Source organism: Actinoplanes lobatus (assembly GCF_014205215.1).
GTDB classification, from domain to species: Bacteria; Actinomycetota; Actinomycetes; order Mycobacteriales; family Micromonosporaceae; genus Actinoplanes; species Actinoplanes lobatus.
In genome coordinates, this window is the sequence record NZ_JACHNC010000001.1 from 7049475 (window position 1) to 7074956 (window position 25482).

Genomic DNA, 25482 nt, shown 5'->3' on the forward strand with positions numbered 1-25482 from the left:
GTCCGCCCGACGCCGGGAGCCGCCCATCCTAGGAGAGCCATGCAGGTCTTTCTGCAGACGATCGTCGGCGGGGTCAGCCTCGGTGCCGTCTACGCCCTGGTGGCGCTGGGGTTCTCGTTGGTCTACCGGACCATGGGCCTGGTCAACTTCGCGCACGGCAACGTGGTGACCGTCGGCGCGTACCTCGCCTCCACCTTCTACCTGTCCGCCCGGCTGCCGTTCACCCTGGCCATGGTGGTGGCGATCGGTGTCACCGCCGTGATCGGCCTGGTCATCGAGCGGGTGCTGCGCCCGTTGGAGAACCGGGACTTCGATCTGATGCTGATCGGCACGATCGGTTTCGGCATCGTCCTGGACGCGCTGGTCATCATGATCTGGGGCGCCACCGGCCGGGCTGTTCCCTCCCCGGTGCCGTCCGCGCCGCTGGACATTCTCGGCCTGCGGATCCGCACGTACGACCTGGTGGTCCTGGCCATCGCCGCCGTCGCCACCGTCCTGCTGGTGCTGTTCCTGTCGCGCACCAAGCGAGGCGCCGCGATGCAGGCGGTCGCCATGGATCACGAGGCCGCCACCGCGGTCGGCATCCACGTGGGCCGCAGCAACGCCATCGCCTTCATGATCGGCGCCGGGCTCGCCGCGCTGGCCGGCGGCCTGGTCGGCCCGCTGCTCTACGTCAGCCCCGCACTCGGCGGAGCCCTCGGCATCAAAGGATTCGCCGCCGCGATCCTCGGCGGTTTCGGCAGCATCCCCGGCGCCATCGTCGGCGGCCTGGCCATCGGGGTTCTCGACTCGTTCACCGCCGGGCACTTCCAGGGCTACTCCGAACTGGTCACGTTCCTGGTCTTCACAGCGATCATCATGGTGAGACCGACCGGCGTCTTCGGCGAGCGGACGGTGAACCGCGCATGAGAACCCGCATCATCACGGCCGCGGCGGCGGGCGTCGTCGCCTGGCTGCTGCCATACGGTCTCGACTCGTACGCCATCCATGTCGTCGACGTGATCCTCATCTTTGCCGTCCTCGCGGTCGGTCTGGGCCTGTGCATGGGTGTCGGCGGGCAGGTCAACCTCGCGCAGATCGCGTTCTTCGGCGTCGGCGCGTACGCCACCGCGATCCTCACCACGAAGTCCGGCCTCGGCTTCTGGACCTCCGCCGCCCTCGCGATCGCCGCCACCGTCATCGTCGGCCTGGTCGTCGGCACTCCCGCACTGCGTGTCCAGTCGCACTATCTCGGCATCGTCACTCTCGGACTCGCGCTCGCCTTCACCAACTGGGTCACCAACGCCGAACTCAGCGGCGGCGCCGAAGGCATCTCCAACATCCCGGTGCCGCAGCTGCCGGGCGTCGACCTGTCCAGCGAGTACCTCTACTACTACCTGGAACTGATCGTCTTCGCCGCCTCGCTCGGCTTCGGACTGTTCGTGGTCCACACCGGGCTGGGCCGGCGGCTGCGGGCGATGCGCGACGACGCCCTGGCCGCCAGCGCGCTCGGCGCCGAGGTGCCGATGCTGCGGATGGTGGCGTTCCTCCTGGCCAGCGTCTACGGCGGCCTCGCCGGAGTGCTCTACGCCGGGCTGATCCGCTACGTCGCCCCGGAGTCGTTCGGCATCGCCAACATGTTCCTGCTGCTCGGCATGGTCATCATCGGCGGGCGGCAGAGCCTGATCGGTTGCGTCGTCGGCGCGGTCGGTCTGTTCCTGGTCCGCGAACTCCTGGTCGACCACCCGACCATCGCCCAGATCGGCTACGGCAGCGTGGTCGTACTGGTCGTGGTCTTCGCCCCCACCGGTCTCGCGGGTCTTCCGGCCAGGATCCGTGCCGTCATCGACCGGCGCCGTGGCAGGCAGGACGCGGCGGCACAACTACAACCCTTCCAGCCGTACGACCACACCGGCTCACCCGCCACCGAGGCCACCGAACTACTGCACGTGGCAGCCGTCAGCAAAGACTTCCGCGGCCTGAAAGCCCTCGACGACGTGTCCCTGACCGTCACCACCGGAGAGATCCGCGGCATCGTCGGCCCGAACGGCTCCGGCAAGACCACCCTGTTCAACGTGATCAGCGGCTTCTACCGCCCCACCCGCGGCCGTGTCACCGTCGCCGGCCGTGACCTGACCGGCCGTGCCCCCTACCGGCTGGCCCGTGCCGGGATCGCCCGCACCTTTCAGAACCTGCGCCTGTTCGGTGACCTGACCGTCGAGGAGAACCTGCTCGTCGCCCTCGACCGCACCGGCACCGTCCAGAGCTGGCGTTACCTGCTGCGCCCGTTCCACGTGCTGCGACGCGACCGTGACCTGCACGGGCAGGCCCGCCACATCCTCGACCGCTACGGCCTCACCGAGTTCGCCGCGCGGCCCCCGAAGTCACTGCCCTACGGCATCCAGCGCCGGGTGGAGATCGCCCGGGCGGTGGCCGCCGCACCGACCCTGCTCCTGCTCGACGAGCCGGCCGCGGGCCTCAACGGCGAGGAGGTGCGGCAGCTGCGCGAGATCGTCCGCTCGATCCGCGACAGCGGCATCACCGTGATCATCATCGAGCACAACATGGGCCTGGTCATGTCCCTGTGCGAGCAGGTCACCGTGCTCGCCGGCGGCCGGGTCATCGCCGAGGGCACCCCCGCACAGGTCGCCGCGACCCCCGCCGTCATCGAGGCGTACCTCGGCGACTCGATGGACACCGACGACCTTCCCACGATTCCCGAGGCGACCAGATGACCGCTGTATCAGAACCTGCTGCGCCCACGACCAGCCCGGACCTCACCGTCGAAGGGCTCACCGTGCACTACGGCGGCGTCTGTGCCGTACGGGATCTCAGCTTCTCGGTACCCGGCGGCGACGCCGTCGGAGTCATCGGCGCCAACGGAGCCGGCAAGACCTCCACCCTGAAAGCCCTGCTCGGCCTCATCCCACGCCAGGTCCGCGCCCTGCGCCTGGGCGGCGCGGACCTTCGTGGGGTCAATGCCCGCGACATGGTCCGGCACGGCATCGGCTACGTCCCCGAAGGCCGCCACGTCTTCGCCGGCCTCCCGGTCGAGAAGAACCTGCTGCTCGGCGCCTACGCCCGCACATGGAACACCGAAACCCGCAAAACCCTGACCGAGGTGTACGACCTCTTCCCCGTCCTCGGTGAGATGCGCGGCCGTCTCGCCGGGGCGTTGTCCGGCGGCCAGCAGCAGATGCTCGCCATCGGCCGCGCCCTGATGTCGAAGCCCCGGCTCCTGCTGCTCGACGAACCCTCGATGGGCCTGTCCCCGAAACTCGTCGAGGAGATCCTCGCCGTCCTGCTCCGGCTCCGCGCCGAAGGCCTCACCCTGCTGCTCGTTGAACAGAACGCCAAACTCACCTTCGAAGCCACCAGCCACTGCCTCGTCGTCGAGAACGGTTCGGTCGCCATGACCGGCACCTCCGAGCGCCTGCGCCACGACCCGCGGGTCCGCCGCATCTACCTCGGGCTGTGACCATGCTGCCCGGCACACCGTCCCGCCTGAACCGCCGGACATCGGTGTCCCGATCGGCTGGTTGGACACCGATCAGCGTCCGAGCACCGCGACCGTCACCGGGGCGGGCGCCGCGGTGTGCGCGGGCGCCTCGGGGAACGTGACGGTGACCGTGAGACCGCCACCCGGGCGGGGAGCGATGTGCACGGTCCCGTCGTGTGCCTGGACGATCGCCTGGGCGATGGACAGACCCAGCCCGAGCCCGTTGGTGTTCGCCGTCCGGTCGGCCGGCAGGCGCTGGAAGGGCTGCAGGAGCCGGTCGATCGCCTCCGGCGGGACCACCGGGCCGGTGTTGCGGACGGTGAGGACGGGATGGTCGCCGACGGTGGTGACCGCGACCTCGAGCCAGCCGTGGGGGGTGTTGTGCCGGACGGCGTTGTCGATCAGGTTCGTGATGAGACGTTCGGTGAGGTTGCGGTGTCCCGCCATCAGGGCCGGCGTGATGTCGGCGCGGACGGAGATCAGCCGGTGCTCCGCTTCGGCCTGGCGGCTGGTCACCGCTTCCCGGGTGAGTTCGCCCAGGTCGAACGGCTCACGAACCTCGATCCCGGCCTGGCCCCGGGCGAGAGTGAGCAGTGCCTCGATGAGTCGTTCCTGCTGAGCGCCGGCGGCCAGGATGCGCTCATGAGCCATGCGAAGAGAGGCCTCCGAGGCGTTCGGGTCGGCGAGCGCCACCTGCCCGAGGGCCCGTTGCCGGGCCAGCGGGGTGCGAAGCTCGTGGGAGGCGTTGGCCACGAAGCGGCGCTGGGCCTCGAACGACACCTGTAGCCGGCTCAGCAGGCCGTCGAAGGTGTCACCGAGCTCCTTCAGCTCGTCGTCGGGCCCTTGCAGGGACAGCCGCTCGTTGAGGCTGGTGGCCGAGATCCGGCGGGTGGCCGCGGTGATGGTCCGCAGTGGGCGCAGTACCCGCCCGGCCATCAGCCAGCCGAGAACGACCGAGGCGGCGGACATGATGGCGAGCGCGATGGCGGAGTCGACCCAGAGCGTCTGCAACACGACGACCCGCTGGCTCGCCAGGGCGGCCTCGGTCGCCGGCATCGAGAATTCCATCGACGACTGCCGGGGACCCGTGCTGCTGCCCATCTCCGGCAGCAGGGGCGACGGTGCGGCCTGCCCGGCGGGGGCCATCTGCGCGCCGTCCTGCGGGCCGGAGCCGAAGTGCATGATCGAATACCGCACCAGGAGATAGGTGGTGATCAGCAGGGCGGCACCGATGCCGAAGAACAGCAGGCCGAAGAGCACGGCCAGCCGCAGGCGGACGGTACGGCGTGGCAGGCGGAGACGGAGCGGCATGTCGGTTTCTCAATCCTCATGGATGCGGTAACCGCGTCTGGCGATGGTCTCGATGATCGGCGGATCACCCAGCTTGGCCCGCAGCCGGCTCATCACGATCTTCACGGCATTGGTGAACGGGTCGGCGGACTCGTCCCACACGCGTTCCAGCAACTCCTCCGCGGAGACGGCCCGGCCCTCGGCGGCCATGAGGATCTCCAGCACACCGAACTCCTTCGGGCGCAGATCGAGCGGGTGGCCGCCCCGCGCGCAGGTGCGGCGGGCGGTGTCCAGCACGAGGTCACCCTGGCGCAGCACCGGAGGCACCGGAGGCTGGACCCGGCGGGCGAGGGCGCCGACGCGCGCCACCAGTGCGGGAAAGTCGAAGGGTTTCGGCAGGTAGTCGTCGGCACCCATGTTCAGGCCCTCCACCAGGTCCTCGGTGGTGGCGGCCGCGGTGAGCATGAGGATGCGGCTGCGGCAGCCCGCCGCCATCAGCTCGTTGCACACGTCGTCGCCGTGCATGCCCGGAAGATCGCGGTCGAGGACGATGACGTCATAGCCGTTGCGGGTCGCCCGCTCCAGCGCGGTGACTCCGTCGAATGTCACATCGACCGCCATGTGCGCCTGACGCAACCCGACAGCGACGATCTGCGCCATCTCCTCGTCGTCCTCGACCACCAGAACTCGCATCCTCGCCGGACCCTCCACTTCATGTCCCGAGCCTCAGCCAGTCTTTGCAAGCTTCCCCATGATGCTCCAGCGCCGGTTTCCCGGAGGTTTCAGCGCCGCGGCGGCCGGCCCGCCGGACTTGAGCGCGAGGCGGGGTGGAGCCCAGCGGCCGGTGGGTCCGGAGACGGTTTGCTGTGAAACGTCGGTGAAACCGGTCCTCCGATAGAAAAGCCGTCGGGGCAAGAACCCCGGTCGCAACAGGAGGACAAGATGTTCACGATCAAGAGCGCCAAAGCGTCGCGGACCGGATGGCTTCGCAACACCGGTGTCGTCGCTTTCATGCTGGTGACGGCTGTGGTCGGCGCCGGCTGCAACAACGACTCCGGCGAGGGCAACAATGCGGTGGCGTCGCTGCCGGACAATTCCGCCGCGTCGGCGCCGGCCGTTTCTGGAAGTGGTACCGGGGACCTCGCCGCGTACGCCAACTGCCTGCGCGGTAATGGTCTCCCGGACTTCCCTGACCCGGAGAACGGCGCTCTCGCCCTGCCCGAAGGGGTCAATCCGAACTCCAAGGAGTTCAAGGACGCCGAGGCGAAGTGCGCCCGGTACAAGCCCGAGGGCAAGCCGCAGAACGGCGGCGACGCGGGCGGGCAGACCTGGTCGCAGGAGGAGAAACTCAAGTACGCGAAGTGCATGCGCGAGAACGGCGCGACCGGCTTCTCCGACCCGGACGCCAACGGCGATTTCGCCAACCGCAAGGGCGACGGCCCGGACCCGGAGTCGGCGCAGTACAAGGCCGCCGAAGAAGCGTGCAAACAGTACAAGTCGAACATCCCTGAGGACGCGCCGCAGGGTGGAGCCGGTCAGTGAGCCAGACGGAGACCCCCACTGAACCCCAGGCGCGCGCGCCGGTGGCGAACAGCTACCGGCGGCCGGCGGTGCTGATCGTCCTGCTGCTGGTGGGCGCCGGGGCCGCGACAGCCGTGGTCCTCCGCCCCTGGGAGAAGGAGACCGGGCAGGCGGCGTACCAGAACAAGGCGGTGTTCGCGCTGGCGGACGTCACCAAGGGCGATATCTCCGCGACGTCGCTGCAGAACGGCAAGCTCGGCTACGCCGGCTCCTACAAGGTGGTCAACAACGCCGACGGCAAACTCACCGACGCGCCGTCGGCCGGGCAGGTGATCACGTCGGGGAAGCCGATCTACCGGGTGGACGGCCAGCCGGTGATCTTCATGACGGGGTCCTACCTGCCGGCGTACCGGGCGCTCGACCGGGGCCTCAAGGGCGCCGACGTACAGCAGTTGAACGCTTCCCTGGTGGCGTTGAAGTACGCCACCAGGAGCCAGATCGACCCGGACTCCGACTACTTCGGCAAGCAGACCTACTGGGCCGTGTGGCGCTTCCAGAAGGCCATGAAGCTGGAGAAGACCGGTTCGGTGCCGCTGGGACAGGTGATCTTCCTGCCGGCGAAGCAACTGCGCATCACCTCGGTCGCCGCGACCGTCGGTGCCGGCGTCGCCCCGGGAGCGACCGTCCTGGAGGCGTCGTCCACGGAACGCCAGGCCACGCTGAAGCTGAACGCGAGTCAGCAGTCACAGGTCAAGGCCGGTGACAAGGTGACCGTCACGATGCCTACCGGCAAGTCGACGCCGGGTGTGGTGTCGGCGGTCGGCAAGATCGCGTCCACCGAGGGCGACAAGACGACCGTCGACGTCTACATCAAGCTGTCCAAGCCGGAGGAGACCGGCGCCCTGGACAAGACCCCGGTGCAGATCGCCATCGTCTCCGGCGTGTCCGAGGACGTCCTGTCGGTTCCGGTGAGCGCGCTGCTGGCCCTCGCCGGTGGCGGGTACGCGGTCGAGGTGGTGGACGCCGCTGGGGCACACACACTCGTGCGGGTCGAGACCGGACTGATCGACGACGGCGAAGGCCGGGTCGAGGTCTCCGGTGACGGCCTGGCCAAGGGACAGAAAGTCGCGGTGCCGGCGTCATGACAGGAAGGCTGACGGCCACGCCGGTGCTCCAACTGGACAACGTTCAGAAGATCTACCCGGGCCTCTCTCCGGTGGTGGCGCTGGACAGCGCCACCTTCACGATCCGCCGTGGTGAGCTGGTCGCCATCGTGGGTCCGTCGGGCTCCGGGAAGTCCACCCTGTTGCAGGTGATGGGCACCCTGGACCGGCCGACCGCCGGAACGGTCCGGGTCGTCGGTGACGACGTGGCCCAGATGTCCGACCGCGATCTGGCCTGGCTGCGGGCGACCCGGATCGGCTTCGTGTTCCAGCAGTTCTTCCTGGCCGACTACGCCACGGCCCTGGAGAACGTGGCCGACGGGCTGTTCTACTCCGGAACCCGGTACCGCGACCGGATCGACGCGGCCGACATCGCACTGCAGCGGGTCGGCCTCGGCCATCGGGTGCACCACCGTCCGGCCGAGCTGTCCGGTGGTGAGCGGCAGCGGGTCGCGCTCGCCCGTGCGCTGGTCGGCAACCCGGCCATCGTGCTGGCCGACGAGCCGACCGGAAATCTGGACAGTGTCTCCGGCGGGTCGGTCCACCAGTTGCTGCGCCGGCTCAACGACGAGGGCACGACGATCGTCGTGATCACCCACGACCGCGATCTGGCGGCCAGGCTGCCGCGCCGCATCGAGGTGCTGGACGGGCACATCGTCGCCGATGTCGCTCAACACGAACACCGGACCTCAAGGGAGGGGGACTGACATGCCGGCGACGGCTACCGTACGGCTGCACCCGGCCGACCTTGCCAGGGTGGCGAGCGTGGGGTTGCGTACCCGGCGGGTCCGGGCCACGTTGTCGGCCCTGGGCATCGCGATCGGGGTGGCGGCGATGGTCGCGGTGCTGGGCCTGTCCGCCTCTTCCCAGGCCGGACTGCTGTCCGAAATCGACGAACTGGGTACCAACCTGCTCACGGTCGAACCCGGCCAGACGATGTCCGGCGAGACGGCGAAGCTGCCCGAGGACGCGGTGCCGATGATCTCCCGGATCGGCCCGGTCGAGAATGTGCAGAGCACCGGCGAGGTCGCCGCCAAGGTGTACCGCACCCGGTACATACCGGAGGTCAACACCAACGGCCTGTCGGTGCACGCCGCGAGCCTCGGCCTGCCCACCGCCGTCAGCACCTCGGTCGCCCAGGGGGAATACCTCAACGCGGCCACCGCGGCCCAGCCGGTCGCCGTGCTGGGTGCCGACGCGGCCCGGCGGCTGGGCGTCTACCACCTGATCCCGAACCAGCGGATCTGGGTCGGTGAACAGTGGTTCTACGTCGCGGGCATCCTGAACCCGGCGAAGCTGACTCCGGAGATCGACACCTCGGTGCTCATCGGATACGAGTCGGCAGCGCACTACCTGAACTTCGACGGCTACTCCACGAAGGTGTACGTGCTGTCGCAACCCGACCAGGTCACCTCGGTCTACAACGTGCTCGCCGCGACGGCCAACCCGGCCACGCCGGACGAGATCACCGTCAGCCGGCCGTCCACGGCACTGATCGCCAGGGCCGCCGCCCAGTCCGCGTTCAACGGACTGTTCCTCGGCCTCGGCGCGGTCGCTCTGCTGGTCGGTGGGATCGGTGTGGCCAACACCATGGTCATCTCGGTGCTGGAACGCCGCTCCGAGATCGGGCTCCGGCGGGCCCTCGGCGCGACTCGGGGTGACATCAGAACCCAGTTCCTGTCCGAGGCGATTCTTCTCGCGGCGATCGGTGGCGCGGTGGGGGTGGGCGCCGGGGTACTGGCCACGGTGGCCTATGCCCAGGTCAAGGGCTGGGAGACGGTGGTACCCCCACTCGCGTGGGCGGGTGGGCTGGGTGCCTCGATGCTGATCGGTGCGGTGGCGGGACTGCTGCCGGCCCTCCGCGCGGCCCGCATGGCACCGACCGAGGCGCTCCGAACGGCGTAGGCCGCAGCCGGCCGCGCAGGCCCGAGGTTTGCCGAACAGTGTGTGAAACAGGACAGCAGGTAGCAGCATCAGGAACTGGCTCGAAGGAACCGGCGGGCAACACGCCGACCACTTCTCGGGCCGACGCTCGAGTCCAGCAGCGGGAGAGCCACGATGTCGCAATACTCACCGGTACCGTCCACGCTCACCGGCGATGTCATCGATGTCCGATGAGCCCGGCAGCCGGAAGTGCCGAGGCCATCACGGATGTTCTCGTGGCCGGTGCCGGCCCGACCGGTCTCACGCTCGCCTGCGACCTCGCCCGTCGTGGCGTGGCGGTGCGGATCGTCGACCGGGTGCCGGAGTTCCCCACCGGCTCCCGGGGGAAGGGGCTGAGCCCGCGCAGCCAGGAGGTGCTCGACGATCTGGGGGTCGCCGACCGGATCCTGGCGTCCGGTATCAGCCACCTGCGGCACCGCAAGTACCAGGGGACCGAGGTGATCGCCGAGGTCGATCCGCAGGCCGATCAGGTACCCACGCCCGACGTCCCGTACCCCGCGGCCCTGATGATCCCGCAGTGGCGGGTGGAGCAGATCCTGCGCGAGCGGCTGGACGGCCTCGGCGTCACCGTCGAGCGCGGCGCCGAGCTGAGCGACTTCCAGCAGGACGCCGACGGGGTGACCACGACGGTCGGTGAGGAGCGGATCCGGGCCCGATACCTCATCGGCTGCGACGGTGGCCGGAGCACCGTCCGCAAGGCACTCGGCCTGCCGATGCGCGGCGAGACACCGGACATGCAACTCATGGCGGTCGGTGACGTCCGGGTCGACGGGCTCGGCCGCGACGCCTGGCATCAGTGGTTCACCGACGACGGTGTCGTCATGCTGTGCCCGCTGCCCGGCACCGACGTGTTCCAGATACAGGCCACCCCCGAACTCGACGCGGACGGCGCACCGCTCGAACCGACCCTGGAACGGTTCCGGCAGACCTTCGATCGTGTGGCCGGGCTGCCGGGTGTGCGGTTGCACGACCTGGCGTGGCGCTCGACGTACCGCGTCAACGTCCGGATGGTCGACCGGCTCCGGGTGGACCGGGTGTTCCTCGCCGGGGACGCGGCCCACGTGCATCCGATCGCCGGCGGGCTCGGCATGAACAGCGGGATCCAGGACGCGTACAAACTGGGCTGGAAGCTCGGTCTGGTGGTTGCGGGGAGGGCCGCCCCGACGCTGCTGGACACCTATGACGAGGAGCGGCTCCCGATCGCGAGCTGGCTGCTGGGCATCACCTCGGAACGGCTCACCGCGGTCCTCGACGCCGTCAAGGAGAAGGGAGGCGGTCTCGACGCGGTGGCCACGCCCGAGTTGACCCAGCTGGCGCTCCGGTATCCGTGGAGCCGGCTCTCCCGTCAGGCCGGCCGGTCCGCCCGAGTCCAGCCGGGGGACCGGGCGCCGGACGCGCCGCTGTGTGACACCGACGGCACGCCGATTCACCTCTTCGATCTGTTCCGCGGTCCGCGCTTCACCCTGCTCGGCATCGGTGAACACGGTGTCCCACCGCTTGACGGTGTGGATCCCGCGATCGTCGGCTCCTGGACGGTCGGGCCGGGCGGCCTGCACGACCATGGCGGGCATGCAGCGAACGCCTACGGCGCAGACACCCTTGTCCTGGTACGCCCGGACGGCTACGTCGGCCTGGTCGCCGAACCGGGGGACAGCCGTGGCGTCCGCGACTACTTGAACTCGCTCTGAACAGGCTGGTCAGGGGACCTCCGGCCGCATAGAACGTCAAGAATCTCAGAGTGAAGAACTCGGGCGGTATTCGCCACCGTGATGCCGCCATGGCACCGATACTGGGCTGAGTCTGTGCCGATCACCGTCGCAGCAGCCTGGAGGGGTTCACCGTGCTCGACCAGCAGCAGCCGGCGGCGGATCACAGCACGCCACACGAAGGCGCGGGCGGTAGTGGGCGTGATGTCGTGCGCCTGGCCGTGGTCGTCGGTGCGCTCGGGGTGGTGTTCGGCGACATCGGCACCAGCCCGATCTACACGATGCAGACGGTCTTCAACCCCGCCGACCCGCATCCGGTCCCGGTCACCACCGACAACGTGTACGGTGTCGTGTCGCTGATCTTCTGGGCCGTGATGATCATCGTGACCCTCACCTACGTGCTGCTCGCCATGCGCATCGACAACGACGGCGAAGGCGGCATCATGGCGCTGATCACGTTGCTGCGCCGGTGGACCGCACCCCGGGGCAGACGTACCGCCGCGGTCCTGGCCGGTCTGGGTATCTTCGGCGCCTCCCTGTTCTTCGGCGACAGCATGATCACGCCGGCGATCTCCGTACTGTCGGCCGTGGAAGGTCTCAAGATCGTCGCGCCGTCGCTGGAGGAGTGGATCGTCCCGATCACCGCGGTCATCATCGTGGCGTTGTTCGCGGTGCAGCGGCACGGCACCGCGGTCATCGGCCGGTTGTTCGGCCCGATCATGATCGTCTGGTTCACGGCGATCGGCGCCTGCGGTGTCATCGGCATCGCCGAGCAGCCCGCCATCCTCAAGGCGCTGTCACCCACCTACGCGCTGAGCTTCCTGGCCGGCAACTTCGGCATCGCGTTCTTCGCACTCGCCGGGATCGTACTGGCGGTCACCGGCGCCGAGGCGCTCTACGCCGACATGGGCCACTTCGGCCGCCGCGCCATCACCCGCGGCTGGCTGCTGCTGGCGCTGCCGGCCTGCGTACTGAGCTACCTCGGCCAGGGAGCCCTGATCCTGCAGGACGCGGCCAACATCAGCGGCCCGTTCTTCCTGCTGGTCCCGGGATGGGGGAGGTGGGCGATGGTGCTGCTGGCCACCGCGGCCACGGTCATCGCCTCCCAAGCGGTGATCACGGGCGCCTACTCGGTCGCCGCGCAGGCCGCCCGCCTCGGATACCTGCCACGGCTGCGCATCACGCACACGTCGGAGTCGACCATCGGCCAGATCTACGTGCCCTGGATCAACTGGCTGCTGCTGGTCTCCGTACTCACCCTGGTCTTCGCGTTCCGCAGCTCCGCGGCCCTGGCGTACGCGTTCGGCATGGCGGTGATCTGCACCATCTCCATCACCACCCTGCTGTTCTTCTACGTCGCCCGGTCCCGCTGGGGAACACCCTGGTGGCTGCTCGCGACCGGCGCCACCGTCCTGGTGGGCATCGACCTGTTGTTCGTCGCCGCCAACCTCACCAAACTCGCCCACGGCGCCTGGCTGCCACTGCTCATCGGCCTGACCGCGTTCACCGTCATGACCACCTGGCAACGCGGCCGGGAGATCGTCACCGCCAACCGCAAACGCCAGGAAGGCTCGCTGCAGGACTTCGTCACCCAGCTGAGAACCGGCGCGACGCCAGCCACCACTGTCCCTGGCACCGCGGTGTTCCTCAACCGCGGTGGACAGACCGCACCACTGGCCCTACGCGCCAACGTCGAACACAACAAGATTCGCCATGAACGCGTCGTCATCCTGTCGCTGGAGACCCAGCCGGTGCCCCGCGTCGCGGACGCCGACCGCATCACCGTCGACGATCTTGGATACGGCGACGACGGCATCATCTTCGTCGCCGCCCGTTACGGCTACACCGAAACTCCCGACGTGCCCGCGACACTACGCGGGCTGACACCGGAGCAGACCGAAGGGCCCCTCGACACCGACGACACGACCTACTACCTCTCCAAGATCGAACTCCAGAGCTCGCCGGAACCGACCATGGCCCAGTGGCGTAAACGGCTGTTCACGGCCACCTCCAACATCACCGCCGACGCCGCCGAGCAATTCGGCCTGCCCCGCGACCGTACCGTCATCATGGGTTCCCACATCGACGTGTGACGCGTACGTCCTGGACGGCTTTCCCGGTGTGGCAGCGATCGGCTCGGCATGGGCTATCGCTACCCACCTTGACCGCGGGTGCCCGTCGCGGACGTCGAACTCAGCCCAACGCCGCGCCGACCTGGTCGGCGAGCGTGAGGGCGACGCGGCGTTCGCTCAGGGACACGACCGTGTGCGGCGCCGCGCGCAGCAGGTATCTGCCGTGCAGTCGCCCGTCATGCTCGACGAGAAGCTCGATGTCGGTGTCGCCCGGCAGCCCTTGATGGTCGACATCCCACCTGGCGTGTTGCCACATGATCTGGCCGTCACGTTGCAGTCGTGCCGGGTCACCGAGGCCTGCCACGCCGGATTGGTATCGGGCGGTTTGCAGGTGAAGGGCCTCGACGAGATTCGAGGCGACCTGTTTGATCAGCTCCTGCCGGGAGCCGCCGCCGGTCGCGCCGCTGGCCGCGGCGGCGTTGATACCGGCGAGATAGCCGGCCTCGCGGCTGGCCGCGGCTTGCTGACGGCGGCCCCAGACCGCCAATTCGGTCACCGCAGCACCGACGATCATGAGCAGTGTGAAAGTCTGGACCCCCGATCGGTCGGCGATCCGGAACTGCTGGTACGGCGCGATGAAGAAGTAGTTGAACCAGGCGCCGGCCGACAGCGCCGCCAGGTATCCGGCCAGCCGGCTGCCCAGTGCCGCGACCGCGACCACGACCACCACGAGCAGCAGCGCGACGTCGACCATTTCGACGCGGGCCCGCATCGGCGCCAGCGCCGCCGTGACGGCGAAAGGTGTGACGACCGCGAGGCCGACGCAGACACGACTCCGGTTGACCCAGGTGGCCATCCTTTGACTGTACGACCGTGGGGCGTGCCAGGCCGGGATTGGCACACAGACCTTGAGTTCGACGCGGTTTCCGCACTGTCGGGGTGTCAATTGCGGCGTCAGATGTCGAGGTCCTCCACGACGGGCTCGTCCTGGATGGCCTGCACTGCGAAGACATACAGTTCTGCTGGCAGCAGTGGCTCGAGTTCCTCGACGGTGTCGACGACGGCGAAGGTGGCCTGTGCCGGGGTGCGCATCCAGGCCTGGTCGGGTGACCAGTCACCTATCCAGCCGCGCCATCCGGTGGACCACTTCCTGCTCCGTTCGGCGTCGGGCCCGGCCGGGGTGTGCAGTTCGGGCTTGGAGTGGTGCACCGCGAAGCGGCCCTTGGCGGTCCGAAACAGTGAGTAGGTCTCCTCGCCGTCCACGCTCGACGCCGTCCACTCGCCGAGGGCGACCCCGAGGAAACGTTTGACGGCGGAACTGCCGAGACCGACTTTCACGGTGATCTCGTCGAACCCGGCGTGCTTGGCCTCCTCGACCGTGACCAGCCGGCGTAGAGCCGTGACGATGGCGCCCGACAGGTTGCCCCCGGTCAGTTCCTGGGCCCGTTGCAGCAGCGGCAGGTCGTCGTCGGAGATGTAGATGGTCTTGTTCGGCATACGTCTCACCTCCGGGCAACAGTGTACGCATACGTGTAGGGCTACGTACATGCATACGTAAAAGGTCCGGGACGTGGCCGCTGCCTGGTGGGTTGTCGCGCGATTCTGAGGCTTCCACCGCTGCGGTAACCACGGTTACAGTCTCGTTGTGGAGGATCGCAGGCAGTGGGTGCTGCTGTCGTACCGGATCCCGCGGGAGCCGTCGCAGCCGCGGATCTCGGTGTGGCGCAAGCTGGAGCGCCTCGGTGTGGCCCGGCTGGGCGACGGGCTGATCGCGCTGCCCGCCGACGACCGGACCCGCGAGCAGCTGGACTGGGTCGCCGAGGAGGTCGTCGAGAACGGCGGCACCGCCATGATCTGGCTGGCCACACCCGGTGACATCGCCCAGGAACAGGCCGTGATCGACGGGATGCGGGCGGCCCGCGCCGCCGAGTACCGGACGGTGATCGAGCAGGCCACGACCGTACCGGCCGACGACGCCGAGCGCACCCGCCTGGTCCGGAGACTGCGCGGCGAGCTGCGCCGGATCACCGACCGTGACCACTTTCCGCCGGGGGAGCGGGAGACCGCGCGGATCGCGGTGCAGGAACTCGCTACGGTGAAGGAGTCGACATGAGGTGGGCCACCCGTGCCGGCGTGCACATCGACCGTGCCGCGTGCGCGTGGCTGATCCGCACCCACATCGACCCGGACGCGGAGTTCCTGTTCGTCGACGACCGGACCGCGGTGCCCGCCGACGCGACCCCGTTCGACATGCGCGGCGCCGAACTCGGCCACCACAGGGGTGACTGCTCTTTCGAGACGATCCTGCGACGGTACGAGCTGCACGATCCGGTGCTGTGGAAGATCGCCGAGATCGTGCACGAGGCCGACCTCGCCGACGAACGCTACGACGCGCCTGAGGGACCCGGCTTCGACGTGCTGCTGCGCGGGCTGTCGATGACCTGCGACGACGAGCGGGTGCTCGCGCTGAGCGGACCGATCTTCGACGGCCTGTACGAATACCAGCGCCGCGCCGTCCTGCTGAACAGGACACCCGGATGAGCCAGTCCGTCGACGAGATCCGCGACGTCGTCCCGTTCGGCAAGGCGGTCCGCGCCTGGTTCAGCATCTCGTTGCAGACCTTCGGCGGCCCGGCCGGGCAGATCGCGGTCATGCAGCGGCACCTGGTCGACGAGCACCGGTGGATCGGGCAGAAACGGTTCCTGCACGCCCTGAACTACTGCATGCTGCTGCCCGGCCCGGAGGCCCAGCAGCTGGCCATCTACGTGGGCTGGCTGCTCAACGGCGTCCGCGGCGGCCTGGTCGCCGGCACCCTGTTCGTGCTGCCGGGCGTCGTGGCGCTGCTCGCCCTGTCGGCGATCTACGTCGGCTTCGGCGACACCCGGGTGGTGACCGCCCTGTTCGCGGGCCTCGCACCTGCGGTGGTGGCGATCGTCGCGCAGGCCGTGTGGCGGGTCGCCGGACGGGCACTGACCAACCGCACCCTCGTCGCGTTCGCGGTGCTGGCGTTCCTCTCGCTGGCGGTGTTCGCGGTGCCGTTCCCGGTCGTGGTCGCGCTCGCCGCGCTGGCCGGCTGGGCGCTGCACCGATGGCGGCCGGAGCTGGTCGAGTCGTCCGGCGGCCACGGCTCGGCGAAGGACGGCCCCGAGCCGTTGATCTCCGACGATGCCCTGCACCACGAACATCCGTCGGCCCGCCGCACCGCGGTGATCCTGGCGATCGGGCTGGCCGTCTGGTTCGTACCGGTGGCATTGTTTGCGATCTTCACCGGCACGGACAGCGTCTACACCCAGCAGGGCCTGTTCTTCTCCGGCACCGCCGTGGTCACTTTCGGCGGCGCCTACGCGGTGCTCGCGTTCGTCGCGCAGCGGGCTGTCGAGCACTACGCCTGGCTGTCTTCCGGCGACATGGTCCGCGGTCTCGCGCTCGCCGAATCCACCCCCGGCCCGCTGATCATGGTGGTGCAGTTCGTGGCGTTCCTCGGCGCCTACAGCAACCCGGGCAGCCTCGACCCGTGGGTGGCCGGAGTCGTCGCGTCGCTGCTGACGACCTGGGTCACGTTCGTGCCGTGCTTCCTGTTCATCCTGCTCGGCGCCCCCTACGTGGAGCGGCTGCGCGGGAACCGGTCGCTGTCGGCGGCACTGACCGGCATCACCGCGGCGGTCGTCGGCGTCATCGCCAACCTCGGCCTCTACTTCGCGGTCCACACCCTGTTCAACGAGGTGCACGAAGTCCACGCCGGGCCGGTGCACATGAGCCTTCCCGACTTCGGCGCCGTCCGCCCCGTACCCCTGATCATCGCCGCCGTGGCGGCTCTCTTGATCTTCTGGCGCAACTGGCCGGTGCTACGCGTCCTCGGCATCTGCGCCGGGCTGGGCCTGATCGCGGGGCTCGCCGGCCTGCCGGGAGTGTGAAGTCAGGATGACGCGTTGCCGGGCTTCGTCCCGGCGATGAGTATCGCGTGCCCGAGCACCTTCGGATGCCGTAGCGGGAACGGCAGCGGCAGGGAGCCGGCCAGGATGCCGAATTCCGTGATCGAGGCACCCGCTCGTCCGATCGCCTCCCGAACGTCCTCGGTCGACGGATAGCAGGCCGGGTCAGCGAACAGATCAAGAAAGACGTACCGGCCGCCCGGCCGCAGCACGCGTAGGGCCTCGACCACGCCGTCGGACTTGTCCGCGAGGTCGCCGATCTCGTGGAAGGTCAGGCAACTGACTACCGCGTCGAAGCTGCCGTCGGGGAACTCGATGGCGGCGGCGCTCTGCCTGCCGAACGCCGTCCGGGCGGCGACGCCCTCGATGCGCGCATTGTTCTCGCACTGCTTCTGCGAGTACTCCCAGTCCGTCCCCCAGGAGTCGATGCCCGTCACGGTGCTGTCCGGCAGGGCCTTCGCGAGCCTGATGACCAGGCTCCCGCTGCCGCAGCCCACATCCAGCACCCGGCGCGGCGCCGCAGGCGCGACCTTGGCGACCATGAGGTCGTGGATGCGGCGCTGGAAGTCCCCGCCGCGCGGCGTGAAGCGACGGACGGTGAGCGCCAGGATCAGCGTGATGTAGCCGAAGACCGCGAACGGTACGAGGAACAGTAGGAACCAGGGCGACAGCCACGCCAGCGCGCTCAGAGCCAGGCAGGCGCCGCTGACGGCGGCGAACCGGCGGAGCCGGCCGCTGCGAATCCAGGTGCCGTAGCGCGGTGCACGGCCTACGGTCACCGTGACCTCCCAAACGTCCGGCCACGGCATTCCGCCGGCCTCGGCAGATCGTACGGCAAGTGCCCGAGCGGCCCCGACAACTCCGGTCGCCGGGCGTGGACATCGTGAACGGGTGCGACACAAGACATCCGCGACAATGAGCCTTTCATCCTGCATAGCGGTTAGCCCTCGACGTGGTGCAGGACGCTGAAGTTCTGAACGGGCCCGAGGCGGCCGAGGCGTCGGGGCTGGCCCGCACAGCTGCGTTGGTTGCTGCCGTACATGTCGTTGGTGCCGATGTGCAGCAGCGGGGTGTAGGACTGCGGTCAGTTGACGATGTTGGCGTCGATCCGGGCGATCGTCCAGCCGGAGTGGCCTGTGCCGGCCGTGAGGGCTGTCGCGGCGACGAGGGCGGCCATTGTGCCGGCCGCGCCGAGGAGCAGGCGCGTCGGTCTTCTCTTGAAGGGTCCTTTCGCGGCGCGGGCTCGGCGACTACTGCTGCAGGGTCAGCACCGCCGGCCGCCACGGCAGCAGGTTGTAGTCGCCGCTGGAGCTGGGGGAGCGGCCCTGGTAGAGGAGTTGCAGGTGGCAAGGATCGATCGTCATCGTCTGATCGGGATTCGTGCGCACCAGGTCGCCGTGGCTGATGTCATTGGTCCAGGTGGCGCCGCTGTTGGCCTTGCCGGCGAACGGGTTGCTCTCGGAGGTGGACTGCGGCGTCCACGTGCCGCCCAGGCTGGTGGCCGTGAACGAGCGGAAGTAGCGCCCGTTCGCGCCGATCGCCTCAACGATCATCAGGTACTGGTTCTGTCCCTGGATCTTGTAGACCTGCACCGCTTCGAACAGGTTGTTCGTGGAATCGCTCAGGATCGTCGTGTACGACGAGCCGAAGTTGCCGGGGAAGTTCCCGATCGGCATGCTGGCCCGGTAGATCTTGCCGTTGTCGCCGGCGAAGAAGAGATACATGTTCGTGTTGTCGCCGATCAGGGTCTGGTCGATGGGTCCGTACGGCGCGTCGGAAACGCTTCCGGTGAACAGCGGCTGTGCCGCTGACCACCCGTTGGCATTTGTGGGGTCGCTCGACGTCCGGTACAGGAACGGGTATGCGCCCCACTGGTAGGCGAGCACCCAGATGTTCTTCGGGGCGAAGTAGAACAGGGTGGGGGCGACGGTGGCGGACGACATGCCGTTCTGGGTGGCCGAGGCCATGTCGGACCAGTTCGTGAAGAGGTCGAAGTTCATCGAGCCGTATGTTCCTGCGGTCGAGACGAGCAACTGCTACACCCGCAGATCGACCTGTACACCCTGGATTACGCCGACAACCCCGGCCTGAGGCGGGCCCGGCAGTTCGGCAGGCACTGCCTGGTCAGCGGCCGGCACTGTCCCGGGTATGACGGGCCGCTGGCAGGCGCCTGCCAGCGGTCACGACGAGAGGACCGCTCGCTGACCGAGCTGCCCTGGACGCCGCCGCGGACCCGGTCCTGGCCCCCGGTTGGATCACCGAAGCACAGGCTGAACGCCAATGCGCTCAGGCCCGTCGGCTTTCGGAACGCGCGGAATCGACGCCGTGGTGCGATGCGTTTTCCGGAGCGGGAGCCGCGGTGCTGGCGCGGATCGCCAGGGCGGTCGGCAGCTCGACGCGGGTGTTCGCCACCGGGTCCTCCATGATGAGCTGAAGCAACAGGCGGGCGGCGGCGGCGCCGATCTCCCGGAACGGCTGGCGAACAGTGGTCATCGGCGGACCGCACCATCGGGTGGCCGTGATGCCGTCGAAGCCGACCACGCTCAGGTCGCCGGGAATGTGCACACCGGCCCGCCGGGCGGCCTCGTAGACGCCCAGCGCCAGCAGGTCGTCGCCGCACAGCACGGCGGTGGGCGGCCGGGCCATGCGGAGCAGGATCGTGCCGAGTTCCAGGCCGTCTTCGAAGAGGAACCGGCCGGTGTGGATCAGCTGTGGGTCGGCCGGCAGGCCGGCGGTTTCCATGGCGGCGCGGCAGGCCTCCAGTCGTTCCCGGGCGACCAGTTGATCGGCCGGTCCCCCGATCAGCGCGATCCGCCGGTGGCCCAGCCCGATCAGGTGCCGCGTGGCGGCCACGGCACCGCTCCAGTTGGTGGCGGCCACGGAGGGCACCGCGTCCGGCGGCGGGTTCACGGGCTGCGCGGAGACCAGTGGAATCCCACTCGCCGAGAGCTGGGCGTACTGCTGGGCGGTGAAGCGCGAATGGACGACGATGATGCCGGCCGGCCGGCGCGCCAGCAGCCGTTCGGCCCACGGGCGTCCCTCTCCGCCGAACGCGGCCACGTCGGTGAAGCCCACGCCGAGGTCCCGGTCGCCGGCCACGTCCTGGACCCCGCGCATGATCTCGATCGCCATGGTGCTCTCCAGCCCGAAGAAGACGACCTCCATCCCGGGCGAGGGAGCGACCGCGGCCGGGCGGCGGTAACCGTACTCGCGGAGCACCTCCTCGACCCGCTGCCGGGTGTCCGGCGCGACGCCGGACTTCCCGTTGAGAACCCGCGAGACGGTGGGTTTCGACACTCCGGCCAGGCGGGCGACGGCGGCCACGGTCATCTCGCCGCGTCGCCGGCCCCGGCGTTCGGCCCGGGCGGCCGCCTCCGTCACCGAGTAGTCGGGTTGCATGCAGCCGTCCCTCCGGTTGGCCCTGTGGCCATCATCGATTCGCCACATAGTACGAACTTCCAGGAAGTACGTGCTGGAACGTTTCCTTGACTCTGTCGGAACGTTTCTGCGACGCTCCACATCGACATATGTCACTGGATTCAGCTGCTTGTGCCGACGCGACACCCCGGCAACCGTTCTGCCGCTCCCCATCACGTGACGCAGGCCGGCGACAAGTCCCCCTCCGTTGTCGCCGCCACTCCTATCCCCGAAGGAGCTCCGTTGACCACCACAATTCGCTCCGGACTGATCGCGCTGACGGTCGCGGCTGTCGTGGCCGCGGCCGCCGTCGCGGCGACCACCGCCGAGGCCGCCACCGGCGTCGCGTTGGCCGCGTCGGTCGAGGACGAAGGCGCCGATTGCGCGGTGTCGTCGTTCAGCACGATCAACAATGCTCAGCTGCCGGATCCGTTCACCCGGATCAACGGCACGCGGATCTCGACCACGGCCGACTGGCGATGCCGCCGGGCCGAGATCAGGGAGATGGCCGAAACCTACGTCTACGGCCAGAAACCCGCCAAGCCGGCCACCGTCACCGGCTCGGTCTCCACCACCAGCATCACGGCGAACGTCTCCGACCAGGGCAAGAGCACCAGCTTCTCGGCCAGCGTCCAACTACCCTCGACCGGGACAGCACCCTACCCGGCGGTCTTCGTCCTTGCCGGCGTCGCCGACACCGCCACGATCCTCGCCTCCGGCGCCGCCGTGATCAACTACAACCCGCTGACCGTCGGCGCCGAGGGCACCAGCCGCAGCGCCAAGTCCGGCGCCTTCTACACGCTCTACGGCTCCACCAGCACCACCGGCTTGGAAATGGCCTGGGCCTGGGGCGTCAGCCGCCTCATCGACGTCATCGAACAGTCCGGTACCAGCATCCTGCGCGCCGACGGCCTCGGCGTCACCGGCTGCTCCCGCTACGGCAAAGGGGCCTTCACCATCGGCGTGTTCGACCAGCGCATCGCCCTGACCATGCCGATCGAGTCGGGCAGCGGCGGCGTCCCGGCCTTCCGCAGCATCCCCGGCGAATCCGGATCCCAGCCACTGAGCAGCGCCTACAACGAACAACCCTGGCTCGGTGACGCGTTCGGCTCGTTCACCTCCAACCCGAACGCCCTGCCGGTCGACACTCACGAGATGGTCGCCATGATCGCGCCGCGCGGGCTGTTCATCATGGAGAACCCGCACATCGACTGGCTCGCCGCGAAGTCCGGCAGCGTGGCGGCGCTGGGCGGCGCCGAGGTCTACAAGGCCCTCGGCGCCGGCGACAACATCACCTACTGGTCGGACGTCTCCGACGGCACGCACTGCGCGAACCGCAGCGAGTGGAAGACGCCGCTGCAGCAGAACATCCAGAAGTTCCTGCTCAGGACCGGCAACGCGGCCGGCTCGTTCCACATCTCCAGCAAGAAGGCCGGCAACCTGTCCCAGTGGCGGACCTGGACCACCCCGACCCTGACCAGCGGCGCGACCACCTCACCCACCACGGTGCCGACCACCACACCGCCAACCACCACGCCCACGACCCCACCGGCCTCCGGCGCGTGTAGCGCGACGGTCTCGCTGAACTCGTGGACCGGCGGCTACGTCGCCACGGTGCGGGTGACGGCCGGATCCACGGCACTCACCGGTTGGTCGGTGGGTGTGACGTTGCCGGGGGGCAGCGCGATCACCAACACCTGGAACGCGACGGCAACCGGTAGCTCGGGCACGGTAAGTTTCCGGAACGTCAGCTACAACGGGAGCGTCACGGCCGGCGCAAGCACCGAGTTCGGCTTCCAGGGCACCGGCACCGGGCCCACCGCCACCCCGACCTGCCAGGCGGGCTGACCTCGGCCGCCACTCCACCGACTCGGTATGTGCCGCGGCCGGCAATCTTGTGGGATTCTCCAGCTGGCCTCGATCCGCCGAAGGATGGCGGTGACGATCGACCTTGAGGCCATCGCTGCCGAACGTGTACGCATCAGGAACGACTACCGCGCGAGGCGCCTGAACCGAGGTCCTGGGCGGCCTGCACCATGTGGCGATCTCGGTCACCCCGGAGCGGTGGCGGCATCTGCAGGGCACCTCGACGCGGCGGGATTCGCGGCAAGCCGCCGAGATCTTCGGAACCGGTGCCCGGTCGAAGCCGCCGGCACCGGGCGGCGGCCGTTCGAGGGTGCCTTCATGGCGCTCGGCGACGGCCTCACAAGCTGCCGGTCAACGGCGCGGTGCGCAAGGCGATCGGCAAGACCGACGGCGACGAGGTGGTCGTGTCACCTGACGCGCCGTCGGGTTGATCACTGCGCGGGGTCGTGGTTGCGGAGGCGGTCCAACTCGGCGAGGTAAATCGCCTGCATACGGCCATAATGCCGGACCAGCAGCATGACCTCCTCGCCGCTGTAGCCCTCGACGAGCTGCTTCGCCTGCTCGGCGAACCGCTCGTAGGGTCGCTCCAACTCGGCGGCCCGCTCCGGTCGCAGGGTGACGATCATCCGACGCCGGTCCGCCGGGTCGCGCTCGGCCGTCACGTAGCCCGCCTGCTGGAGCCGGCGGAGCATACTGGTCACCGCCCCGGTGGTGAGGTTGGTCCGCTCGGCGACCTGCCCCGCGGTGGCGGATCCGATCTCCGCCAGGTAGTCCAGGCACTCCAGGTCGCTCACGGTGAGGCCCAGCCGCTCCGCGATGGCGTACCGGAACACCGTCGACAACCGTGAGGTCTCCCGCCCGGCGCGCATGAGGTCGGCGATCGCGGACGCGCGGGCCGGCTCGTGGGACATGCCCGCAATCATGCCCTTGGTACGGTGACCCGGTGCAGCCGAGGTAGCAGGCGGGTCAGCACCCAGTGCGGTGCGGCCGCGTCACCGGTGAGGCGGCGCATCAGCCCGGCGGCGGTGTCGACGGCGCGGAAGGCGTAGCGCACCATCTCGTCCTGGTAGCCGGCGATCGCCTGCTCCACCGGCGTACCGGTCGCCCGGGCCTCGACCAGCCGCTGGCCGAGCAGGGCGGCGTCGCGCAGCGCGGTGTTGCCGCCGTGCGCGCCGAACGGCGGCATGGCGTGCACAGCGTCGCCCATCATCGTCGCCCGGGGCACCGCCCACCGGCGCGGGCGCCGGCCGGTGGCGAAGAGGTTGAGCACTGTGGTGTCCAGTTCGGCGGTGTCGACAAGCCGCTGGATGAGCGGGTGGAAGTCCGCACTCGTCCGGGCGGCCAGTTCCCGCAGCGCCAGCAGGTCCCCGCGGACGGCGATGGGAACCTCCTGCTGCCGCAGCAGCAGTCCCCACATGACGTAGTCGTCGCCGGTGGGCGCATAGTTACCCGGGGCCAGGCGGGCGAACGCCTCCCGCGGGTTCTCGCCGAACCGCATGGACGTGAAGAAGAAGGCCCGGCTCGGCCGGTCGGCGATGGCCAGAACCCCGCTGGTACGCAGCGAGTCCGGGATGACGCTCTCGCCGTTTCGCCGTAGGGGCGATCGGCCGTAGACGCCCGCCATCGGGGTGTTCGCCGGGTCGGCGTCCGGCATGAGCTGCGCGCGCAGCGCCGAGCCGACGCCGTCCGCGCCCACGACGACGGTTGCCGCGGCGGCCGTGCCGTCGGAGAACCGCAGCCGCAGCCCTGCCGGGCCGCCGCTGTCCACGGCGACGGCGGCCTTGCCGTAGTGGATGCGCCCGTCCAGCCCGTACGTCAGGATCGATCGCAGGGTCAGCCGGTCGACCTGGCGGGTCGCGTGCGGTTCGTCCTTGAAGTTGATGGTGAATGCGTTCCGCAGCTGGCTGTCGGTGAAGCGCAGGTGCCCGCCGGGCTCGTCGCCGGTGGTCAGCGCCAGGCGGTACAGCGGGCGGGGCAGGCTCTCGCGCAGCGCCTCCAGCCCGTACCGGTCGAGAATGATCCGGTAGCCCTGCCGCCGGACGAAGGGGCCCGGGTCGCGCTCGTAGACGTGCACGTCGATGCCGGCGCGCATCAGGTACTGGGCGAGACAGAGGCCGGAGAGACCTGCGCCGGCGATTGCCACCGAGAAGTCGGTCGATATAGCCATGGCGATTACCTTAACCATTAAGATAATTTGGGCAAGGCCATCGCCATGCCACGGTCCGTCAAGCCACCTGGGATCGGCAAAAAGCCACTTCCAGAGGAGGCAGGCGCGGTGAGGTAGCACGTCAAGACCGGCCTCGGACTGATCTTCACGGCGATCATGCTGTTCCCGGTCTACTGGATGATCAACGTGTCGCTGACCAAGGACACCGACATGCGGGCCGACCCACCGCACCTGGTGCCGCTCAACGGGACCCTGGAGGGATACCGCGCGGTCGTCGAGCAGCAGATGCCGTACCTCGGAACCAGTCTTTTGATCGGTCTCGGCACGGTGATCCTGACGCTGGCGCTCTCCGCGCCCGCCGGATTCGCCCTGGCCAAGCTGCGCCCGAAGGGCGGCGGAGCCCTGAACTTCGTGCTGCTGATCGCCCAGATGATCCCCGGGATCATCATGGCGATGGGCTTCTACGCCATCTACCTGCGCGCCGGTGTCCTCAACAGCGTGTGGGGGCTGATCCTGGCCGACTCCACGATCGCCGTCCCGTTCGGTGTCCTGATCTTCACGGCTTTCATGTCCGGCATCCCGGACGAGCTGATCAACGCCGCGATGATCGACGGCGCGTCGAAATGGCGCACGTTCGTGTCGGTGATCCTGCCGGTGTCACGCAACGCGATCGTCACCGTCAGCCTGTTCGCGTTCCTGTGGGCCTGGTCGGACTTCGTCTTCGCCAGCACCCTCGACGGCGGCGGCGACATGCAACCGATCACCCTGGGTATCTACCACTACATCGGCAACAACAACCAGCAGTGGAACGCGATCATGGCCACCGCCGTCGTCGCCTCCATCCCCGCGACGCTGCTGCTCATCCTGGCCCAGCGGTACGTCGCCGCGGGCGTCACCGCCGGCGCCGTCAAAGACTGACAGCAGCA

22 protein-coding genes and 1 pseudogene are annotated in these 25482 nt (G+C 69.1%); 14 read left to right on the top strand and 9 right to left on the bottom strand.

Annotated elements, in window-relative coordinates:
- The first annotated feature begins 39 nt into the window (after positions 1–39).
- The 3 genes from BJ964_RS32060 to BJ964_RS32070 are packed head-to-tail and all read left to right on the top strand — an operon-like array spanning position 40 to position 3457.
- Positions 40–909 carry a branched-chain amino acid ABC transporter permease gene (locus tag BJ964_RS32060; RefSeq protein ID WP_188124165.1) on the top strand — a complete coding sequence of 290 codons (870 nt, stop codon included), beginning with the start codon at positions 40–42 and terminating at the stop codon, positions 907–909.
- Positions 906–2714, top strand: a complete 1809-nt coding sequence (locus BJ964_RS48380; RefSeq protein ID WP_188124166.1) for a branched-chain amino acid ABC transporter ATP-binding protein/permease — start codon at positions 906–908, stop codon at positions 2712–2714. Before BJ964_RS32060 ends, BJ964_RS48380 begins: the two co-directional genes overlap by 4 nt.
- On the top strand, positions 2711–3457 hold the full coding sequence (locus BJ964_RS32070; RefSeq protein ID WP_188124167.1) for an ABC transporter ATP-binding protein: 747 nt from the start codon (positions 2711–2713) through the stop codon (positions 3455–3457). The genes BJ964_RS48380 and BJ964_RS32070 overlap by 4 nt, the downstream gene beginning before the upstream one ends.
- 72 nt (positions 3458–3529) lie before the next feature.
- On the opposite strand, the gene BJ964_RS32075 is transcribed toward BJ964_RS32070, so the two are convergent.
- Together BJ964_RS32075 and BJ964_RS32080 are read right to left on the bottom strand one after the other, a co-directional pair.
- Positions 3530–4789: a sensor histidine kinase gene (locus BJ964_RS32075; protein ID WP_188124168.1), complete on the bottom strand. Its 1260-nt coding sequence runs from the start codon at positions 4787–4789 to the stop codon at positions 3530–3532.
- A 9-nt stretch (positions 4790–4798) separates the two neighbouring features.
- Positions 4799–5461, bottom strand: a complete 663-nt coding sequence (locus BJ964_RS32080) for a response regulator transcription factor (protein ID WP_188124169.1) — start codon at positions 5459–5461, stop codon at positions 4799–4801.
- Between the two features lie 249 nt (positions 5462–5710).
- Here BJ964_RS32080 and BJ964_RS32085 point away from each other — a divergent pair, with 249 nt between their 5' ends.
- The 6 genes from BJ964_RS32085 to BJ964_RS32110 all read left to right on the top strand — a co-directional run bounded on the left by BJ964_RS32085 (position 5711) and on the right by BJ964_RS32110 (position 13195).
- Complete coding sequence (locus BJ964_RS32085; protein ID WP_188124170.1) at positions 5711–6310, top strand: hypothetical protein; 600 nt, start codon at positions 5711–5713, stop codon at positions 6308–6310.
- Positions 6307–7434, top strand: coding sequence for a peptidoglycan-binding protein (locus tag BJ964_RS32090; protein ID WP_188124171.1), 1128 nt, complete (start codon positions 6307–6309; stop codon positions 7432–7434). Before BJ964_RS32085 ends, BJ964_RS32090 begins: the two co-directional genes overlap by 4 nt.
- Before the next feature lie 23 nt (positions 7435–7457).
- Positions 7458–8159, top strand: coding sequence for an ABC transporter ATP-binding protein (locus BJ964_RS32095; RefSeq protein WP_203832902.1), 702 nt, complete (start codon positions 7458–7460; stop codon positions 8157–8159).
- Position 8160: 1 nt separating this feature from the next.
- Entirely contained in the window at positions 8161–9357 is a 1197-nt protein-coding gene (locus BJ964_RS32100) for an ABC transporter permease (RefSeq protein WP_188124173.1), read from the top strand.
- A gap of 209 nt (positions 9358–9566) precedes the next feature.
- The gene (locus tag BJ964_RS32105) at positions 9567–11084 is read left to right on the top strand and encodes an FAD-dependent monooxygenase (protein ID WP_203832900.1); all 1518 of its coding nucleotides are present in this window, start codon (positions 9567–9569) and stop codon (positions 11082–11084) included.
- A gap of 152 nt (positions 11085–11236) precedes the next feature.
- Positions 11237–13195, top strand: a complete 1959-nt coding sequence (locus BJ964_RS32110; RefSeq protein WP_188124174.1) for a potassium transporter Kup — start codon at positions 11237–11239, stop codon at positions 13193–13195.
- A 100-nt stretch (positions 13196–13295) separates the two neighbouring features.
- Here the strand turns inward: BJ964_RS32110 and BJ964_RS32115 are convergent, their stop codons facing one another.
- Positions 13296–14030 (bottom strand): DUF4118 domain-containing protein, encoded by a 735-nt coding sequence (locus tag BJ964_RS32115; protein ID WP_188124175.1) that lies wholly within the window; start codon positions 14028–14030, stop codon positions 13296–13298.
- A gap of 98 nt (positions 14031–14128) precedes the next feature.
- Positions 14129–14671, bottom strand: a complete 543-nt coding sequence (locus BJ964_RS32120) for an EXLDI protein (protein WP_188124176.1) — start codon at positions 14669–14671, stop codon at positions 14129–14131.
- Between the two features lie 148 nt (positions 14672–14819).
- Here BJ964_RS32120 and BJ964_RS32125 point away from each other — a divergent pair, with 148 nt between their 5' ends.
- Genes BJ964_RS32125 through chrA form a run of 3 tightly spaced genes read left to right on the top strand, consistent with a single transcriptional unit; the run spans position 14820 to position 17088 of the window.
- Complete coding sequence (locus BJ964_RS32125; RefSeq protein ID WP_203832899.1) at positions 14820–15287, top strand: Chromate resistance protein ChrB; 468 nt, start codon at positions 14820–14822, stop codon at positions 15285–15287.
- Complete coding sequence (locus BJ964_RS32130) at positions 15284–15715, top strand: chromate resistance protein ChrB domain-containing protein (protein WP_188124177.1); 432 nt, start codon at positions 15284–15286, stop codon at positions 15713–15715. The genes BJ964_RS32125 and BJ964_RS32130 overlap by 4 nt, the downstream gene beginning before the upstream one ends.
- Entirely contained in the window at positions 15712–17088 is a 1377-nt protein-coding gene (chrA, locus tag BJ964_RS32135; protein ID WP_188124178.1) for a chromate efflux transporter, read from the top strand. The genes BJ964_RS32130 and chrA overlap by 4 nt, the downstream gene beginning before the upstream one ends.
- 2 nt (positions 17089–17090) lie before the next feature.
- On the opposite strand, the gene BJ964_RS32140 is transcribed toward chrA, so the two are convergent.
- The 3 genes and pseudogenes from BJ964_RS32140 to BJ964_RS32155 all read right to left on the bottom strand — a co-directional run bounded on the left by BJ964_RS32140 (position 17091) and on the right by BJ964_RS32155 (position 20505).
- Entirely contained in the window at positions 17091–17885 is a 795-nt protein-coding gene (locus BJ964_RS32140; protein ID WP_188124179.1) for a class I SAM-dependent methyltransferase, read from the bottom strand.
- 471 nt (positions 17886–18356) lie between these two features.
- Positions 18357–19127: pseudogene (locus BJ964_RS32150) on the bottom strand (non-reducing end alpha-L-arabinofuranosidase family hydrolase); the annotation flags it as partial.
- 265 nt (positions 19128–19392) lie between these two features.
- The gene (locus tag BJ964_RS32155; RefSeq protein ID WP_188124180.1) at positions 19393–20505 is read right to left on the bottom strand and encodes a LacI family DNA-binding transcriptional regulator; all 1113 of its coding nucleotides are present in this window, start codon (positions 20503–20505) and stop codon (positions 19393–19395) included.
- Positions 20506–20766: 261 nt separating this feature from the next.
- Between BJ964_RS32155 and BJ964_RS32160 the strand changes: the two genes are divergently transcribed.
- Entirely contained in the window at positions 20767–22371 is a 1605-nt protein-coding gene (locus BJ964_RS32160; protein WP_229807393.1) for a glucuronyl esterase domain-containing protein, read from the top strand.
- 449 nt (positions 22372–22820) lie between these two features.
- Here the strand turns inward: BJ964_RS32160 and BJ964_RS32170 are convergent, their stop codons facing one another.
- Positions 22821–23300 carry a MarR family transcriptional regulator gene (locus BJ964_RS32170; protein WP_229807394.1) on the bottom strand — a complete coding sequence of 160 codons (480 nt, stop codon included), beginning with the start codon at positions 23298–23300 and terminating at the stop codon, positions 22821–22823.
- Positions 23301–23308: 8 nt separating this feature from the next.
- Complete coding sequence (locus BJ964_RS32175) at positions 23309–24556, bottom strand: FAD-dependent oxidoreductase (RefSeq protein ID WP_188124182.1); 1248 nt, start codon at positions 24554–24556, stop codon at positions 23309–23311.
- A gap of 156 nt (positions 24557–24712) precedes the next feature.
- On the opposite strand from BJ964_RS32175, the gene BJ964_RS32180 reads away from it, so the two are divergent.
- Entirely contained in the window at positions 24713–25474 is a 762-nt protein-coding gene (locus tag BJ964_RS32180; protein ID WP_188124183.1) for a carbohydrate ABC transporter permease, read from the top strand.
- Positions 25475–25482 lie beyond the last annotated feature (8 nt).